Here is a 17,247-nt window from a genome sequence, read left to right as displayed (position 1 = left end):
CATCCGGCAGTTCATTATTCGTCTGACTGTTTCTTTCCCACATTGTTTTAACCTTATTGCTTGTCGGTTTAACCAAATCAGCCATCAAGCAAATCAATAAAAGCACCAACCGCTTTGGTTTTGAAGCGCTGCGGATTGAGTAACAGTAAAAAATCCCGTTTTACGGATAAAAAATTCAACTTTTCAACAAGTCCTGCGGCAAGCGAAGCCGAAACCGCACGTTTTGAAATGGCAGTCAGAGCATTTGATGCCGCAACCGCCGACAGCACCGCTTCATTCGAGGGGAAAGTCTGCATCACTTCAAGATCTGCCAGGTCATAACCATGGTTTGAAAGCGCTTGCTCGAAAATGGCTCGTGTTCCCGAGCCCTTTTCACGCAAAATCCACGGAAACGCTGAAATATCTTTATACTTCACCGACGGTTTATTCGTAAGAGGATGGTTTTTTGCGGCAATAATGAACAATTCATCATCAGCCACTTTTTGACGATGAAGGCTTTCATTTTTTATAGTCCCTTCGGCAAAACCGATGTCTGTTACCCCCGATAGAACAGCATTTTCGACCTGTTCGGTGTTACCGATCGACATTTTGACAGTAATTGCCGGATATAAATTGCGAAATTTTGCAATGACCGGTGGCAAAAAATAATTGGCGATTGTCTGGCTCGCAAATAAACCAAGTGCTCCACGTTTAAGACCGCTAAATTCACGCAAAGTTGTTTCCGCGACTTTGACTTGCGCCAATGTGTGGCGGCAATCTTCAACAAAGACAGAACCCGCATCACTCAACTGGATACGTCGGCCAATGCGATTGAAAAGACGCACCTGATAATGTTCTTCAATCATATGGATGGCACTGGAAACGGCAGAAGGTGTCAACAAAAGCGCTTTTGCCGCTTCGGTCAAATGCTCGCGTTCGGCGACAGCCAGAAATATCCGCATCTGTTCAAATGTAATCATTGCCGTGCCAATGTTCGATTAAATCGAACAATTCATAACATATTTGAAAATTGATTACATGATTAAACCGCGCTAGCAGATTTTAAAAAAAAGGATATTTCAACATGGCTAGCCGAATTCAGGCAATTTTCTTTCGTTTTGCACCGGGCATTATATTATGCGCGGTTATTTCGGCTGTTGCCATTGTTCTGGAAAAGCTTGAAAAACTCATCTTCGGCGAGGCCTGGCTTGAAAGTCTGGTTCTTGCCATACTGATTGGTGCAATCATCCGGACAGTCAAAGGCATTCCATCCCAATATGCGGAAGGGGTGGGATTTTCGGCAAAAATTCTTCTTGAATGTGCGGTTCTATTATTGGGTGCAAGTATCAGTGTGAGCGCGGTCATCGCGGCCGGTTTCGGATTGCTTGTCGGCATTATCGTCATTGTGGCCTGTGTGATTGCCATAACCTATGCAATTGGCAGGCTTTTGGGCCTTGGCCCCCGTCTCGCCTTGCTTGTTGCCTGTGGCAATTCGATTTGCGGAAATTCGGCGATTGCGGCTGTTGCACCTGTCATCAAGGCAGAAGGCTCGGATGTGGCTTCGTCAATCGCTTTTACAGCCGCGCTCGGTATTGTTGTTATTCTGGTCTTGCCACTTGCAGTCCCGTTAGCAGGTTTAAGCTTTAAGCAATACGGGGTTCTTGCCGGTATGACTGTTTATGCTGTGCCGCAAGTTTTGGCTGCGGCTGCACCTGTATCACTTATCAGTGTACAGACAGCCACGCTTGTCAAACTTGTTCGTGTGTTGATGCTTGGGCCGGTGATATTCGTGATCGGCCTCATTTACGGGCTCGGTGCCAACACCAAACTCAAATTCAGCAAAATGGTGCCGTGGTTCATTATCGGCTTCGTCATTCTTTTGCTTGCCAATTCCTGCGCTATCATTCCGCAATTGGCACTCGACACCATGGCTTTTGTGGCAAAAATCCTGACCGTTATTTCAATGGCCGCTTTAGGGCTGGGTGTTGATATAAAGGCTTTGAAAAAATCCGGACCACGAGTTGTCCTGACAGCTTTCATATCCATCATCATTCTGGCGACCGCAAGCCTGACAATGATCTCGCTCCTTCAATTGTCATAAATAGCCGGAAGTGCACTAAACGACGATATATTCAAAATAAAACAGCCCCGAAGGGCTGTTTTAATAGATTAAATGCAATCTCTTTGTTTTGAAATTACAGAATAAACCGCGACAAATCGGCATTGGCTGCAAGGTCACCCACTGCTTTTTTGACATAAGCCGCATCAACCTTGAAGGTTGTGCCCGATTTATCGGGTGCTGTGAAGGAAATTTCGTCAAGAACGCGTTCCATCACTGTTTGCAGACGGCGGGCACCGATATTTTCTACAGTAGAGTTCAAATCTACTGCTATATCGGCGAGAGCATCAATGGCATCATCGGTAATTTCGAGCGTCACATTTTCAGTCGCCATCAAAGCGATATATTGCTTGATAAGACTGACTTCCGTTTCGGTAAGAATGCGGCGGAAATCTTCCCGTGTGAGCGCATTAAGTTCGACCCTGATTGGCAAACGCCCCTGAAGTTCAGGCAAAAGATCGGAAGGTTTCGAAACATGAAACGCACCGGAAGCGATAAACAGAATATGATCGGTTTTGATTTGACCATATTTGGTGGCAACGGTTGTTCCTTCAATCAAAGGTAACAGATCGCGCTGCACACCTTCGCGCGAAACACCGGCACCAAGGCCGCCTTCACGCGCTGCGATCTTGTCGATCTCGTCAATAAAGACAATACCGTCATTTTCAGTGGAACGAAGCGCTTCCTGAATAATCTGATCCTGATCGAGAAGCTTGTCAGACTCATCTTCAATCAATGGTTTGAATGCATTTTTGACCGTGGTTTTCCGTGTCTTGGTGCGTCCACCCATCTTACCGAAAATATCGGACAAATTCATAATGCCCATTTGCGCGCCCGGCATACCTGGAATGTCGAAGGTGGGGGCACTATTCGGGCTGTTATCGGCAACCTCTATTTCAATTTCGTTATCATCAAGCTCGCCCTCACGCAATTTTTTGCGGAAACTGTCGCGCGTTGCAGGACTTGCGGTTTTGCCAACCAGCGCATCCAGAACACGTTCTTCTGCGTTGATATGGGCTTTGGCTTTCACCGCTTCACGTTTTTTTTCACGGACAAGATTAATGGCCACTTCAACAAGATCACGAATAATCTGTTCGACATCACGGCCGACATAGCCGACCTCTGTAAACTTGGTGGCTTCAACCTTGACAAAAGGTGAGCCGGCAAGTTTTGCAAGGCGGCGGGCAATTTCGGTCTTGCCGACACCGGTCGGCCCGATCATCAGAATATTTTTCGGCATCACTTCTTCGCGCATTTCGCCTTGAAGCTGCTGACGACGCCAGCGGTTACGCAATGCTATAGCAACAGCACGTTTGGCATCTTTTTGTCCGATAATAAAGCGATCAAGCTCGGAAACTATTTCGCGGGGGGAAAATACAGAACTCATCTAAAAGTGCTCTCTCTTTCGCACTTCTTGTCAGGTTTAAAGCTCTTTCGACAAGAAGTGACATGGAAACATTCAATCATTATTCGGCATCAAGCGTTTCAACAATAAAGTTGCTATTGGTGTAAACGCAAATATCGGAAGCAATCTTCATGGCTTTGCGGGCAATTGTTTCGGCATCCATATCGGTGTCGATCAGTGCACGCGCTGCCGAAAGAGCAAAGTTGCCGCCCGAACCGATTGCCATAATGCCATCTTCAGGTTCAAGCACATCGCCGAGCCCTGTCAAAGCCAATGTTACATTTTTATCGGCCACCAGCATCATCGCTTCCAATTTACGCAAATAACGATCGGTGCGCCAATCCTTGGCAAGTTCAACACAGGCACGCATCAATTGGTCAGGATATTGTTCAAGCTTGGTTTCAAGCCGTTCAAGCAAGGTAAATGCGTCGGCTGTTGCACCGGCAAAACCGGCAATAACCGATCCATTCTTGCCAATGCGGCGTACTTTTCTTGCATTACCCTTCATGATTGTCTGCCCCAATGTCACCTGTCCATCGCCGGCAATGACAACCTTATTGCCTTTACGAACTGTAATGATGGTCGTGCCATACATTGTATCGGGCTTATGTTCTGTCACAAGTAAACTCCTTTTATCCACACGCTCCATCCTCGTTAAAAGCAATGAAAAGCGGCTATACAGAGTGCATATTTAGGAATTCGCACATTAAAACTCAACCATATTGACAAAGACATTTTAAAAACCGTCCCGATTTTTAAAAAAACATTCATTTTTGAACAAAACCGCTCGATTATAACTTGTTATCAAAGCGCATTGTTGACTTGATCAAATGCTGCTAATGCTTGGCAAATTCGAACTCTCAAAGGAAAACAGAAAATGCCATTGCCGACAGTTGCTATTGGTGCATTGGGTGGCACAATTGCCATGGTTGCCGGAAAGTCCGGCGGAGTGGAGCCTGAACTTTCGGCCGACCAGCTCGCAAAATCGGTTCCCGGTATTTCCGAACTTGCTACAATACATGCCGAAACATTGGCAAAACTGCCAAGCGGTTCGCTTTCCTTCAAAGTGTTGTTTGAAGCTCTTGATTGGGCAAATAACCAGATTGATGAAGGTGCAAAAGCTGTCATTCTGACGCAAGGCACTGACACGCTTGAAGAATCAGCATTTCTCCTTTCACTTTATTGGCAAAAACCACAGCCGCTTGTTATTACCGGTGCTATGCGCGCACCAATGGCAGCCGGTGCCGACGGGCCAGCCAATCTTTTATCCTCTTTGCTCGTGGCAATAGATGAACAAAGCATTGGCCGCGGCGCTTTGGTGGTGATGAATGACGAAATCCACTCTCCCTATTTTGTAAGAAAAAGTCATTCGCTTAAAGTTGAAACTTTCAAATCAGGTTTAGTCGGCCCGCTTGGTGTGATTGTCGAGGAAAAACCGGTTTACTTCCACTCTATCGATAGACGACCAAAACCGCTAAGCCGGCCGAAAACGCTTGATAAAAAAGTTGCGCTTGTCGAAGCCTGCCTTTCTTCAGGAGGAGATCATCTTGAACTCTTATTTTCAAGAGGCATTTATCAGGGCGTTGTGATTGCCGGTTTCGGCTCAGGCCATGTCAGTTTCGAGGAAGCCGATATTATTAAAAATTATGCGGGCACTCTGCCGGTTATTGTGGCAACACGGGCCTATAGCGGGCCAACGAGTGAGAGAACCTATGGCTATAAAGGTTCGGAAATTGATCTGATGAAAAACGGCGTGCTGATGGGCGGGTGGCTTTCGCCCTTAAAAGCGCGGCTGTTATTATGGGCTCTCCTTTCAGCCGGTCATGATAAAGAAGAAATTGAAAAAGAATGGGGTCACTGGCAAATCGGCGAGACAGTCGAAACCGTTTAAAGTCACAAAAGCGGTTCACCAATGAAAAAAACGTGAAAGCAATTGGATATTTTGCACGAATGATTTAACATATTTTACTTCAAAAGTGACGCTGGCAAAGCTTATAAATAACACTGCTTCGTTAAGCCTTGTGCTCATCGTCAGGTTTTGAAAATGACAACAAGTGGAGCTTCTTTCAAGCTTCTTGGAACGGGAACAAAATGACGCGCTCAGCAACGATAAAACGCAAAACCAATGAGACAGATATTTCGGTTTCGGTCAACCTAGACGGAACAGGAACATTCGAGATTGATACCGGTGTAGGATTTTTCAATCATATGTTGGAACAACTTTCCCGCCATTCATTGATTGATATGAAAATCAAGGCTGTCGGCGACACCTATATTGACGATCATCACACGGTTGAAGATTGCGGAATTGCGTTGGGTGAAGCTATCAAACAGGCTTTGGGCGAGCGGCGCGGCATTCGCCGTTATGCTTCGCTTGATCTTGCTATGGATGAAACCTGCACGAGAGCGGCCATTGATGTATCGGGGCGCCCGTTTCTTATTTTCAAGGTTGAATTTCCGACACAAAAAATCGGCTCTTTCGATACCGAATTGGTCAGAGAGTTTTTTCAAGCCTTTTCCCAACATGCCGGAATAACGCTTCATATTGTCAATCATTATGGTTTGAATAGCCACCATATCGCTGAGACCGCATTCAAATCGGTAGCCCGCGTTTTACGTGCTGCAATCGAGGAAGACCCGCGCCAGAAAAACGCTGTGCCCTCGACCAAAGGCACTTTGAAAGGCTGATAAAATGCAAGTCGCAATTATCGACTACGGCTCCGGCAATTTACGCTCGGCCACAAAAGCTTTCGAGCGCGCAAGCCATGACCATGGCATAAATGCAAATATTGTCCTCACCAATCGGGCAGAAGATGTTATGAAAGCCGACCGCGTGGTTTTGCCAGGCGTCGGTGCCTATGCCGATTGTCGGGCGGGACTTGATGCCGTTCAGGGAATGGTTGAAGCTTTGAATGAAAGGGTGCTCAAAGGCGGCTATCCCTTTATGGGGATTTGCGTTGGCATGCAGCTCATGGCGTCCCGTGGAATGGAAAAAACAACCACCAACGGACTTAACTGGATTAAGGGTGATGTTACTTTGATAAAGCCTCAAGACGCTGCTTTGAAAGTGCCCCAGATCGGCTGGAACACGCTCGAATTGAAACGGAGCCATCCGCTATTTTCCGGCATCCTCACCGGTGAACAGGGGCTTCATGCCTATTTTGTCCATTCCTACCAACTTGATTGCCAAAATCCTGATGAATTATTGGCAGTCACCGATTATGGCGGGCCGGCCACCGCAGCAGTTATCCGCGACAATATGTTCGGGACGCAGTTTCATCCGGAAAAAAGCCAGCGTCTCGGCCTTCAACTCATTGCCAATTTTCTGGAATGGAAACCATGATTCTTTACCCTGCAATCGATCTTAAAGACGGGTTTTGCGTCCGCCTGAAACTCGGCGATATGAATAAGGCAACAGTTTATAGTGCCGATCCTGCCGCACAAGCCCACCACTTCCAGTCGGAAGGTTTCAAATGGCTTCACGTTGTTGATCTCAATGGCGCATTTGAAGGTGTTACAGTCAATGGTTCGGCCGTCGATGCAATATTGCGGGCAACGACAAACCCAGTCCAGCTTGGTGGCGGTATCAGAACCCTTGCCCACATCGAAAACTGGCTGAAAAAGGGTCTCGCCCGCGTAATTCTGGGCACTGTTGCCGTCAGAAATCCGCAACTGGTTCGTGAAGCTTGCAAACTTTTTCCGGGAAAGATTGCCGTCGGTATTGATGCTCGTGGTGGCAAAGTTGCCGTTGAAGGATGGGCTGAAGAGTCCGAACTTTCCGCCCTTGAACTGGCAAAGCGTTTTGAAGGTGCGGGCGTTGCCGCTATTATCTATACCGATATTGATCGTGATGGGATATTGACCGGTATCAACTGGAATTCGACCCTTGATCTTGCCCGCTCTGTTTCAATACCGGTTATTGCTTCCGGTGGTCTTGCTTCAATGGAGGATATCAAACGGCTTTGTTCGCCCGATGCTGCCATATTGAACGGTGCAATTTCGGGACGCGCTCTTTATGACGGGCATATTGATGCAAAAGAAGCATTGGCATTGATTGACGAGGCAAATAAAAAAGCCGGAAAGAGCGGGCAATCATGACACTCAAAGCGCGTATTATTCCTTGTCTTGATGTCAAAGACGGCCGTGTGGTCAAAGGGGTCAACTTTGTTGATCTTATTGATGCGGGTGATCCGGTTGAAGCCGCAAAAGCCTATGATAGCGCCGGCGCCGATGAATTATGTTTTCTCGATATTACCGCAAGTAGCGACAATCGCGAAACATTATTCGATGTTGTTGCCCGCACAGCCGACCAATGTTTCATGCCTGTCACTGTTGGCGGAGGTGTGCGCACTGTAAACGACATTCGCAAACTTCTGCTTGCCGGTGCCGACAAGGTGTCGATAAACACCGCCGCTGTCAAAAACCCCGATTTTGTTGCCGAAGCTGCCGATAAATTCGGCAACCAATGTATTGTGGTTGCCATTGATGCCAAAGAGGTGGCAGGCGATGGTAAAAACCGGCATTGGGAAATTTTTACCCACGGTGGCAGAAACCCGACCGGCATTGATGCAATCGAATTTGCCCGTCTTGTTGAAAAAAAAGGTGCCGGTGAAATTCTGCTCACCTCTATGGATCGTGACGGGACAAAAGAAGGCTATGACATTGCTTTGACCCGTACCCTTGCCGATGCGGTGGACGTTCCCGTGATTGCTTCGGGCGGGGTCGGAACACTCGACCATCTTGTGGCCGGTATCCGTGACGGGCATGCAACAGCCGTGCTTGCCGCGTCGATTTTCCATTTCGGAACCTATAGCATTGGTGAAGCAAAACACTACATGGCAAAAGCCGGCATTCCGGTACGCATGGATAAATTTGGAGAAGGTGAATGACTGATTTTAGCTTGCATAGCCTTGAAGATATTATTGCAAAACGTGCAATGGTTGACGATGGCAGTTCCTATACGGCAAGCCTCGTACAAAAGGGAATGGGGCGTGCGGCCAAAAAAATGGGGGAGGAAGCTGTCGAAACAGTTATTGCTTCGCTTGATGAAGATGACAAACATTTCATCAGCGAGAGTGCCGATCTCATCTATCATTTGCTGGTTATGTGGCATATTCGCGGAATAAAGCTTGATGACGTGGTTAAAGAATTGGCAAGACGCACCGCTCAATCAGGACTAGAGGAAAAGGCATCCCGCAAGAATGGTTGACGCGCTAAAGCCCACCAATCAGACCGCCGATCTCGGTGATTTTGTTTTCGGCCGTTATTCGCCCTATAGCATTTTCACGGCCTATGAATGGTCTGTCTTTCGTGCGGATACTCCATTGACCCTGACCTTCGACGAGGTCAAACGGTTACGCTCTATTGGTGATCCGATTGATCTTCACGAAGTGCAACGCATTTATCTTTCTCTATCCCGTCTGCTTTCGACCCATGTCGAAGCAATCCAGATGCTTTTTCAAAAACGCAAACGTTTCTTGCGCACGCAAAACACCGCAAAAACACCGTTCATTATCGGAATTGCGGGTTCGGTTGCCGTTGGCAAATCAACCACCGCCCGCATTTTGCAAGAACTCCTTAAACGCTGGCCCTCGAGCCCCAAGGTGGACCTGATAACAACAGACGGTTTTCTCTATCCCAATGCTGTCCTGAAAGCTGAAAACAGAATGGATAGAAAAGGCTTTCCCGATTCTTATGATGTCGGCAAACTTTTACGTTTCCTTTCTGCTATCAAGGCAGGTATGGGCGATGTTGTGGCACCCCTTTATTCCCATCAGGCTTATGATGTTTTGCCAAATGAGCAAATTGTTGTCGACCGGCCGGATATTCTGATTGTCGAGGGTATCAATGTGCTTCAGGTCAGGGATTTACCGCGTGATGGAAAAGCCGTGCCATTCGTTTCCGACTTTTTCGATTTTTCTATCTATATCGATGCAAAAACCGAAATTATCTATCATTGGTATATGGAGCGGTTCCGCCGTTTCCGCCTCACAGCATTCCAGAATCCCGATTCGTATTTTCATCGTTATTCAAAAATGACAGAAAAAGAAGCTATGGATGTCGCGGAAAATCTGTGGAACACAATCAATTTGAAAAATCTTGAAGAAAATATTTTGCCAACAAGACCACGCGCCGATCTCATTTTGCGAAAGGGCAGCGATCATCTGGTGGAATATGTCGCACTTAGAAAATTATAGGTGAAATATGTCACGAATTTTGGCCCCGATAACGCCTTGTCCGATTGAATTTATGACCGAACGATCGGGGCAAAGCCACCCGATCATTCTGGTCGGCGAAAATGATCAATCTTTTTTTTCCGAAGACACTGTTGCAGCCACGTGGGCAAAAGCCAACCACTTCACTGGAAAATGCGGTGACATATTGATCGTTCCTGATAATGACGGAACGGTTTCCAAAGTCTATTTGGGCTTCGGCGACGGGAATGATGTTTTTGCTATCGGAAATCTGTTTAAACAATTGCCCGAAGGTGACTGGCATTTTGAACATTTACCGGAAAATGCCCTCAACCTCTTTTTGGGACTTGCTCTGGGAAGCTATAAATTCGCGCGTTATCTTGAAATAACCGGAAACAAGAAAATCAGAATTACCCTTCCTGCAGATATTGATAAAACTGAACTGAAACGTCTTATTGAAACAACATTTTTCGTTCGCGATCTTATCAATACGCCGACCAATGACATGCAGCCCGACACAATCGAGGAGGCTATACGTGAATTGGGAAGAACTTACAGCGCGACTGTTACCAGTATCTGGGGTGATGATCTTCTCAAACAGAATTTTCCGATGGTTCATGCAGTCGGCCGCGCCGGCTCGGTAGCCCCGCGCGTTATTGATCTTCGTTGGGGAGACGAGAACCACCCTAAAGTGACATTGGTGGGAAAAGGCGTTGCTTTTGATAGCGGCGGCCTTGATATAAAATCCGCAAACGGCATGTTGCTAATGAAAAAAGATATGGGGGGAGCTGCAAATGTTATGGGGCTTGCCAAACTCATTATGGACGCAAAACTCCCTATCCGTTTGAGACTAATCGTTCCTGCAGTCGAAAACTCGATTTCGGGAAATGCTTTTCGCCCCGGAGATGTTTTAAAAAGCAGAAAAGGATTGACTGTCGAAATCGGCAATACCGATGCAGAGGGGCGGCTTATTCTGGCTGATGCACTCGCCTATGGTGACGAGGAAAAACCGGACTATCTTTTCGACATGGCAACCTTGACCGGTGCAGCACGTGTCGCATTGGGACCGGATGTCCCGCCCTTTTATTGTAACAACAATGAATTGGGCCAAATAATCTCCCGTATATCAATGGAAATTCAGGATCCGTTATGGCAATTGCCACTCTGGAAACCCTATCAGAAAAAACTTTCCTCCCGCATTGCCGATCTCAATAATGTAACGACAGACGGATTTGCCGGTTCTATTACGGCTGCTTTGTTTTTACAGAAATTCGTCGACCAAGCGGCAAACTGGGCGCATTTTGATATTTATGGCTGGACACCGGCCGAAAAACCCGCCTTCCCGATTGGTGGTGAAGCCCAAGGGATTCGCGCTCTTTATACAATTCTGAAAGGCCTTTGATGGATAAACTTGATCCCCGTCTTCATGCCTATCGCCCTGATCTTGCAGACGAAGCTTTGCGTGGGCAGGTAGAAGCGTCCCGATTTGTGCGCGGCTCTTTGAAGCGCATTGTCGCGCCTGTTGCTGCTCTTTACAAAATTCCGGACACGCTCTCTGAACGGCAAAGCGAATGTCTCTTCGGCGAAGATGTAAAAGTCTTTGAAGAAAAAAACGGCTTTTGCTGGGTTCAAGCCCAACAAGATGGCTATGTCGGTTACGTAGAACAATCAAAAATCGGACCTATCAGAAGTCAACCCACACATTGGGTGAACGTACCACGCACTTTCCAATATCGTGATGCGGACTTGCGCAGCCCCATGATAGGCCCTTTATCCATGGGAAGCCGCATCAACGTGGTTTCAGAGGCAGAAACACGCGGCACCCGTTATGCGAGGCTTGATAATGGAAGCTTTGTTGTTTTCAACCATATTATACCTGTCAGCACGGTGGCAGATGATTATGTAACAATAGCAGAATCATTCATTCACACGCCCTATCTTTGGGGTGGCAAAAGTGGTTTGGGAATTGATTGCTCGGGCCTTGTGCAACTTGCACTGATGATGACGGGGCGTACAGTTTTGCGCGATACCGATATGCAGCAAGCGACAATCGGGAAAGATATTGCACCTGAAAATGGTCTCCAACGCGGTGATCTCGTCTTCTGGAAAGGGCATGTAGCCATTATGGTTGATTCCGGAACACTTATTCATGCCAATGGTGCGTCAATGGATGTGAGAAAAGAAAATCTTGATCACGCTATCGAACGTATTGCAAAGAACCATTCGGTTCCAACCGGCTATCGGAGGTTATAACCTAGGATTTTCTGAAACTTCATCAAAGGCTCTACTTTTCTGGAATAACCGCTTTTGCCGGAATAACCACTTCTTGTAAAACGTTTCCATCATCATTCTTATTTTATCCGATAAAACAGAAATAACAGACTTCAATAACAATCATTAATGCCATTGAAGCCCGAAATATTCTGTGAGCTTTTCCGAATAGAATCAGAATCCCTCGACAACGAGTTTGCCAACCGACCGCTGCGTTTCGATCAAACGATGCGCTTCACGTAAAGTGGCTGCATTGATTGGTGACATAACTTTTGACAGTGTCGGCAAAATTTTCTTTTCGTCGATTAAACGCGCTACATGAGAGAGTATTTCACCTTGGCGCGCTATATCATCTGTTCCAAACATAGAACGCGTAAACATGGATTCCCAATGAACCGACACGCTTTTCATCTTTAGCGGATTAATATCGAATGTTTTCGGTCCATCGATCAGACCAAGTCGTCCTTCGGGTGCAATAATATTGACATATTGCGGCAAGTAACCGTCTGAATTTGCTGTCGAGAAAATGAATGAAGGATGAGGAAAACCGATTTTCTCAAGCTGTGGAGTAAAATCTTTTGTATGATCAATGACGTGATGAGCACCCATTTTCAAGGCCCATTCCTGCGATTGTGGACGCGATGCGGTTGCAATGATTTCCACATCCGAGAGGTGGCGCGCCAATTGAATGGCAATCGAACCAACGCCGCCTGCACCGGCGATCATCAATAGAGCATTTTTCCCTTCATGAACCGGCTTCAAAATATCAATACGATCAAACAACATTTCGTAAGCAGTGAGCGAGGTAAGCGGCATCGCTGCCGCTGTCTTGAAATCCAGACTCTTGGGCTTTAACGCGACCAGACGGCTATCTATCGCTTGAAATTCACTGTTTGAACCTTGCCGATTGATAGCACCGGCGTAAAAGACTTCATCCCCCTCATGGAAACCGGTAACATTTTTACCGAGTTTTTGCACAATGCCGGAAGCATCAAAGCCCAAAATTCTCGGCCCATCGGAAAAAGCTTTGCCGGTTTGACGTGTTTTCACATCAATCGGATTGACCGAAACAGCCTTCACAGCAACCAACAGGTCGTAATCACCGATTTTCGGCACATCAACGGTTAAATCCTGCAAGGACCGATCATCACTAATCGGCAAATTCTCGAAATATCCGACGGCTTTCATAATGGTTTTCCTTTGGTGAGAAACATTTAAAACATCTATAAAATGGCATGGATGAGGGGGCAATTACCTCCTAAACCACCAATTTAGAGTATTTTTGAAAGAAAGCCAATTGAACCGGACAAATAGGTGATTGCATTATTTTGCATCTGCCAGAGAAGCCCATGCAAAGTGGAACCGGAATTACAAAGAACCCGAATTATTTGGCAATTTTTTTCTGATTTTTCGACGAGGTTTCTACATGGTCAATATCGTCAAAATCGGGGTCCTTGAATTGTAAATCATGGAGATGCTTATAAAGGCCACCTTCAATCTGCAACAATTGATGTTGGGTTCCTTGTTCGACAATCTTGCCATTTTTCATAACGACGATTTTATCAGCACGCGAAATTGTCGAAAGCCTGTGGGCGATAACAATAGTTGTACGGTTGGTTGTCAACCGTGCCAAAGCTTCCTTGATCAGGGATTCGGATTCTGAATCAAGAGCACTGGTTGCTTCATCCAGAATCAGAATTTCGCTATTGCGCAACATGGCGCGTGCAATGGCAATACGTTGTTTTTGACCACCCGAAAGATTGCCACCATTATCACCGACATCGGTATCGTAGCCATTCGGCAGTTCCATAATAAAGTCATGCGCATTGGCAAGCTTGGCGACCTGTTCGATCTCTTCTTCGGTTGCCCCTTCACGCCCGAGCCCAATATTATAGCGGACAGAGCCTTGAAAGAGGAACGTATCTTGCCCGACATAAGACATCAATTCGCGCAACGATTTGAAGCTTACATCACGGATATCTTGTCCATCAATAAGAATACGTCCTTCTTGTGGATCATAAAGACGCATGATCAAATTGATCATTGTCGATTTACCCGATCCGGAAGGTCCAACCAAGGCAGTCATCTTTCCTGCCGGAATATCAAGATTGATATCATGCAGAACCATGTGGTCCTTCACATAGGAAAAGCCGACATGTTCAAGCCGGACATCACCCTTCGAGCGGTCAAGATCAACAGGATTTTCCTTTTCCATAAGGGTGAGCGGATGATCAAGAATTTCGAACATCATACGCACGCCGATCATGCCTGATTCGATTTTGACACGCACATTGGCAACCCGTTTTGCGGGTTCATAAGCCAGAAGAAGCGCGACAATAAATGACATCAGCTCGCCTTGAACGCCAACTCTTTGGGTTGCCATGTAACCGGAAAAACAAATAACCACGGCTATAGCAACACCGGCAAGCGTTTCCATAATCGGATTAGTTGCCGATTCGAGCATCGCAATACCATTCGAGCGCATTTCCACATCGGTAATAGCCTTGTCCATGCGCCGTTTCATGAGCTCTTCCAGTGAGAAAGCTTTAATGACGCGAATACCGATTGTGGTTTCCTGCATAACTTTAATAATTTCGGCAATAGAGGAAAGTTCTTTTTCCATCAGTCCCCGAACGCGTTTCAGAACCTGACGAACGCCGATAAAAGCAAGAGGGCCGACTGCCAGAGCAACAATGCTCAGCAGAAAGTTCTGATAAAGCATAACCGCAAGAAGACTGATAACCGAAAAAAGATCACGCACAAATGTTGTTACGATCGTATCGATAATGCTGCGAGCGGCATTCGCATTTTGCGTGACACGCACGAGCAGATCGGAGGAAGACGTATTCTGATAGAAAGCAACGCCTTGTTGCATAAGGCGCGAATAAATACGACGCTGTTGTTCTGCAACAATACTATTGCCTGCTTTACTTAAAAAATAGCTTTGCGCAAAAGTAGAAAATCCTTTGACAATAAAGATAACCGCCACACCGACTGAAACCATTGCAATGATTTTAAAGTCCTTGGCTTCTATGATGTGATTAACCACATCACGCATAATCCATGCGCTTGCGCCGGTTGTTGCCGAGATAACCAGCATAGATAAGATGGCGCAAATATACCAGAATGCATGTTTGCGGAAATTATCATGAAGCAAACGCATAATGAGTTTTTTATCAAATGATGATATCTGCTTTTTTTGGCCATAAACAGCTTAACCTTTAAAAACCACTGCTTTTAGTGAAGGATAGCTCTCAACCTCACCAACAATCACTCCCGTTCCTACCCTCTTCAATGGGGGGATGCAAGAAGCCCGTCTACTTTGTAATACGATTTGAGAGCAATTATGCAGTATAAATGTTATTATCTCTTTGATAATATGGCAGTTAGGAAAATATGATATCCCAAAAGCGTACAGACGGGAAACAGGCGCTCGAATTAGCCGTCAAACGTCCATGGAAAGGCGAATTTTCGTAAATAATTCTTTCAACTATCGGAAATAATGGAATGGGCTTTTTAAACAAGGGAAAACTAAACACTTTTTTCTGGAAAACTTTCAGTTTCTTTGTTGCAAAGGCAAAAAGACACGTCGGTTATGCGCCTTTTAACAAAAGGCTCCCTTCTGTTGCCATTATTTATGACCCTTCACATGACCCGAATTTCCACCTTTCCGATTATCTCGGTTATTTGACGGATAATTTTAATATTATTCTTTTTCTACCGGAAAGTTATCGATCGTCTCCGGAAATAAACATCGAAAAATGCTGGCGGGTTTATTATTTCGGTCCCCATGAACTTCAAAACCGTATCAAATTTTATTTTTCCCGGTTTTTGCTATCTGCCCACCCCATTCGTTTTGTCCTGATTAACGCCAATGTCGGCCGGTTCCTGATGCATTACCTATGGCAAAAACATATTGCCAGCCTATTGCTTATTGGGGAAAATTATCCGCTTGAAGGAAAGACTTTAAACAGAGTCATCGCTTATGCCACAAGGGTCATTTATGATCGTTATGAAACATTTATGAAAACCCTTACAAACGCTTTGTGGGCCTTTCCTGACAGTGTCGATTATCTTGTTCCTCCAGATAGCAAAAATGCCGAAGAGTTACAAAACTACATTTCCAGGATCACTGACATTGGTTATAAAGCTCAAAAACAACTTATTCAGGAAAACAAGGATGCTGAGTTCTTAAGCAATTCCTCTGAATTTGATATTCCTTATTGGACCGGAAAAAATAAACCTAGGTTCAACCGCTTCCGTTACGCCCGCCATTACGTTCGTAACTATAAAAGCGGTGCAAGTGCAGCACGCCCGAGAGCCGGTTTTCACCCCGGCATTTACGCCGAAAATCACGATCGTGGCGAGGAACGCGTCGATCCTTTTGTTCATTACCTAAAATCTGACAAACCCGATGGAAAATGGAACTGGAATGTACTGACTTCTCCTGACATTGTTTCCTCGCCCGATATTGGATTGAAAATCGCGCTCCATATCCACGCTTATTACCCACATATGTTAGAGGCAATACTTGAAAAATTGAGGGCAAATAAAATACGTCCCGACCTGTTTATTAGTGTTAAAAGCGAAAGCGATAAATTATCTGTTCAACTTCTTGTCGACAAATATGAAGGGAAAACCGTTATAGAAGTGGTTCCCAATCGCGGAAGGGATATTGGACCATTGTTTACCGAATTCGGAAAAGAACTTGTTCAGCACTATGAGATTATCGGTCATATACACACAAAACAAAGTCTTCACAAAACCGACCGGAAGATGGTTGCGAGTTGGAACACCTTTCTTATGACCAATCTTTTGGGCGATGGCAAAACGATAAAGATGGCAGATGTGATTTTGCATTATATGCAAACACATGAAAAAACAGCGCTGATTTTCCCTGATGATAAATATGCGGTCGGTTGGGCAGGTAATTATCAAGCAGGCCTTGAGCTCGCCAAACGCCTGAAAATAGAGACATTGCCAAAATATATAGTATTTCCCACAGGGACGATGTTCTGGGCCAAAGCAGACGTGCTAAAACCGTTTGTCAATCTCGACTTGCAGTGGAACGACTATCCTCAAGAGCCCTTGGCGCTTGATGGAACTTTCTTACATGCGATCGAACGCATGTTTACTTTGACGTGCTATCAAAAGGGCTATGACATCGTGACCACCTATTTGCCCCACATATCACGATAAGCTTTTTTGAATTTCCACTCTATCTTGAAAAACGGATAAAAATTCATCGGATCTGTTTTTGATGAATGTTATGGCAGCTC

Annotated in this window: 16 protein-coding genes; 11 read left to right on the top strand and 5 right to left on the bottom strand. The window is 45.7% G+C overall.

Going from position 1 to position 17,247, the window contains the following annotated elements:
• Positions 1–77 precede the first annotated feature (77 nt).
• Positions 78–959: a LysR family transcriptional regulator gene (locus BBC0178_RS00465; protein ID WP_078038816.1), complete on the bottom strand. Its 882-nt coding sequence runs from the start codon at positions 957–959 to the stop codon at positions 78–80.
• A 104-nt stretch (positions 960–1,063) separates the two neighbouring features.
• Between BBC0178_RS00465 and BBC0178_RS00460 the strand changes: the two genes are divergently transcribed.
• Positions 1,064–2,080 carry a YeiH family protein gene (locus BBC0178_RS00460; RefSeq protein ID WP_078038815.1) on the top strand — a complete coding sequence of 339 codons (1,017 nt, stop codon included), beginning with the start codon at positions 1,064–1,066 and terminating at the stop codon, positions 2,078–2,080.
• A 94-nt stretch (positions 2,081–2,174) separates the two neighbouring features.
• Here BBC0178_RS00460 and hslU read toward each other — a convergent pair whose 3' ends face one another.
• Together hslU and hslV are read right to left on the bottom strand one after the other, a co-directional pair.
• The gene (hslU, locus tag BBC0178_RS00455) at positions 2,175–3,485 is read right to left on the bottom strand and encodes an ATP-dependent protease ATPase subunit HslU (protein WP_075915317.1); all 1,311 of its coding nucleotides are present in this window, start codon (positions 3,483–3,485) and stop codon (positions 2,175–2,177) included.
• 79 nt (positions 3,486–3,564) lie between these two features.
• Entirely contained in the window at positions 3,565–4,122 is a 558-nt protein-coding gene (hslV, locus tag BBC0178_RS00450) for an ATP-dependent protease subunit HslV (RefSeq protein WP_075869579.1), read from the bottom strand.
• Between the two features lie 264 nt (positions 4,123–4,386).
• Between hslV and BBC0178_RS00445 the strand changes: the two genes are divergently transcribed.
• The 9 genes from BBC0178_RS00445 to BBC0178_RS00405 all read left to right on the top strand — a co-directional run bounded on the left by BBC0178_RS00445 (position 4,387) and on the right by BBC0178_RS00405 (position 11,950).
• Positions 4,387–5,394: an asparaginase gene (locus BBC0178_RS00445; RefSeq protein ID WP_149867495.1), complete on the top strand. Its 1,008-nt coding sequence runs from the start codon at positions 4,387–4,389 to the stop codon at positions 5,392–5,394.
• A 200-nt stretch (positions 5,395–5,594) separates the two neighbouring features.
• Positions 5,595–6,191: an imidazoleglycerol-phosphate dehydratase HisB gene (gene hisB, locus BBC0178_RS00440; RefSeq protein ID WP_077969792.1), complete on the top strand. Its 597-nt coding sequence runs from the start codon at positions 5,595–5,597 to the stop codon at positions 6,189–6,191.
• A 4-nt stretch (positions 6,192–6,195) separates the two neighbouring features.
• On the top strand, positions 6,196–6,846 hold the full coding sequence (hisH, locus tag BBC0178_RS00435) for an imidazole glycerol phosphate synthase subunit HisH (RefSeq protein ID WP_078038813.1): 651 nt from the start codon (positions 6,196–6,198) through the stop codon (positions 6,844–6,846).
• Positions 6,843–7,601: a 1-(5-phosphoribosyl)-5-[(5-phosphoribosylamino)methylideneamino]imidazole-4-carboxamide isomerase gene (gene hisA / locus BBC0178_RS00430; RefSeq protein WP_078040281.1), complete on the top strand. Its 759-nt coding sequence runs from the start codon at positions 6,843–6,845 to the stop codon at positions 7,599–7,601. The genes hisH and hisA overlap by 4 nt, the downstream gene beginning before the upstream one ends.
• Positions 7,598–8,392, top strand: a complete 795-nt coding sequence (gene hisF, locus BBC0178_RS00425; RefSeq protein ID WP_078038812.1) for an imidazole glycerol phosphate synthase subunit HisF — start codon at positions 7,598–7,600, stop codon at positions 8,390–8,392. The genes hisA and hisF overlap by 4 nt, the downstream gene beginning before the upstream one ends.
• Positions 8,389–8,712 carry a phosphoribosyl-ATP diphosphatase gene (locus tag BBC0178_RS00420; RefSeq protein WP_078038811.1) on the top strand — a complete coding sequence of 108 codons (324 nt, stop codon included), beginning with the start codon at positions 8,389–8,391 and terminating at the stop codon, positions 8,710–8,712. Before hisF ends, BBC0178_RS00420 begins: the two co-directional genes overlap by 4 nt.
• Positions 8,705–9,700: a type I pantothenate kinase gene (gene coaA / locus BBC0178_RS00415; RefSeq protein ID WP_077969781.1), complete on the top strand. Its 996-nt coding sequence runs from the start codon at positions 8,705–8,707 to the stop codon at positions 9,698–9,700. Before BBC0178_RS00420 ends, coaA begins: the two co-directional genes overlap by 8 nt.
• Positions 9,701–9,707: 7 nt before the next feature.
• The gene (locus BBC0178_RS00410) at positions 9,708–11,099 is read left to right on the top strand and encodes a leucyl aminopeptidase family protein (RefSeq protein ID WP_078038810.1); all 1,392 of its coding nucleotides are present in this window, start codon (positions 9,708–9,710) and stop codon (positions 11,097–11,099) included.
• Positions 11,099–11,950, top strand: coding sequence for a C40 family peptidase (locus BBC0178_RS00405; protein WP_078038809.1), 852 nt, complete (start codon positions 11,099–11,101; stop codon positions 11,948–11,950). The genes BBC0178_RS00410 and BBC0178_RS00405 overlap by 1 nt, the downstream gene beginning before the upstream one ends.
• A 192-nt stretch (positions 11,951–12,142) precedes the next feature.
• Here BBC0178_RS00405 and BBC0178_RS00400 read toward each other — a convergent pair whose 3' ends face one another.
• Together BBC0178_RS00400 and BBC0178_RS00395 are read right to left on the bottom strand one after the other, a co-directional pair.
• Positions 12,143–13,156 carry a zinc-binding alcohol dehydrogenase family protein gene (locus BBC0178_RS00400; protein ID WP_078038808.1) on the bottom strand — a complete coding sequence of 338 codons (1,014 nt, stop codon included), beginning with the start codon at positions 13,154–13,156 and terminating at the stop codon, positions 12,143–12,145.
• Between the two features lie 196 nt (positions 13,157–13,352).
• Positions 13,353–15,131, bottom strand: a complete 1,779-nt coding sequence (locus BBC0178_RS00395) for an ABC transporter ATP-binding protein (protein WP_078038807.1) — start codon at positions 15,129–15,131, stop codon at positions 13,353–13,355.
• Positions 15,132–15,475: 344 nt separating this feature from the next.
• On the opposite strand from BBC0178_RS00395, the gene BBC0178_RS00390 reads away from it, so the two are divergent.
• Positions 15,476–17,167, top strand: coding sequence for a rhamnan synthesis F family protein (locus tag BBC0178_RS00390; protein ID WP_078038806.1), 1,692 nt, complete (start codon positions 15,476–15,478; stop codon positions 17,165–17,167).
• Positions 17,168–17,247: the final 80 nt, after the last annotated feature.

The organism is Ditibartonella apihabitans, from assembly GCF_002007485.1.
GTDB classification, from domain to species: Bacteria; Pseudomonadota; Alphaproteobacteria; order Rhizobiales; family Rhizobiaceae; genus Bartonella; species Bartonella apihabitans.
This window is presented reverse-complemented; position numbering and strand designations above follow the sequence as displayed.

Excerpts from the sequence above, each read along its gene's own strand:
- BBC0178_RS00465 (WP_078038816.1), bottom strand. The coding sequence starts at position 959 with ATGATTACATTTGAACAGATGCGGATATTTCTGGCTGTCGCCGAACGC.
- BBC0178_RS00460 (WP_078038815.1), top strand. The coding sequence starts at position 1,064 with ATGGCTAGCCGAATTCAGGCAATTTTCTTTCGTTTTGCACCGGGCATT.
- hslU (WP_075915317.1), bottom strand. The coding sequence starts at position 3,485 with ATGAGTTCTGTATTTTCCCCCCGCGAAATAGTTTCCGAGCTTGATCGC.
- hisB (WP_077969792.1), top strand. The coding sequence starts at position 5,595 with ATGACGCGCTCAGCAACGATAAAACGCAAAACCAATGAGACAGATATT.
- hisH (WP_078038813.1), top strand. The coding sequence starts at position 6,196 with ATGCAAGTCGCAATTATCGACTACGGCTCCGGCAATTTACGCTCGGCC.
- hisA (WP_078040281.1), top strand. The coding sequence starts at position 6,843 with ATGATTCTTTACCCTGCAATCGATCTTAAAGACGGGTTTTGCGTCCGC.
- hisF (WP_078038812.1), top strand. The coding sequence starts at position 7,598 with ATGACACTCAAAGCGCGTATTATTCCTTGTCTTGATGTCAAAGACGGC.
- BBC0178_RS00420 (WP_078038811.1), top strand. The coding sequence starts at position 8,389 with ATGACTGATTTTAGCTTGCATAGCCTTGAAGATATTATTGCAAAACGT.
- coaA (WP_077969781.1), top strand. The coding sequence starts at position 8,705 with ATGGTTGACGCGCTAAAGCCCACCAATCAGACCGCCGATCTCGGTGAT.
- BBC0178_RS00410 (WP_078038810.1), top strand. The coding sequence starts at position 9,708 with ATGTCACGAATTTTGGCCCCGATAACGCCTTGTCCGATTGAATTTATG.
- BBC0178_RS00405 (WP_078038809.1), top strand. The coding sequence starts at position 11,099 with ATGGATAAACTTGATCCCCGTCTTCATGCCTATCGCCCTGATCTTGCA.
- BBC0178_RS00400 (WP_078038808.1), bottom strand. The coding sequence starts at position 13,156 with ATGAAAGCCGTCGGATATTTCGAGAATTTGCCGATTAGTGATGATCGG.
- BBC0178_RS00395 (WP_078038807.1), bottom strand. The coding sequence starts at position 15,131 with ATGCGTTTGCTTCATGATAATTTCCGCAAACATGCATTCTGGTATATT.
- BBC0178_RS00390 (WP_078038806.1), top strand. The coding sequence starts at position 15,476 with ATGGGCTTTTTAAACAAGGGAAAACTAAACACTTTTTTCTGGAAAACT.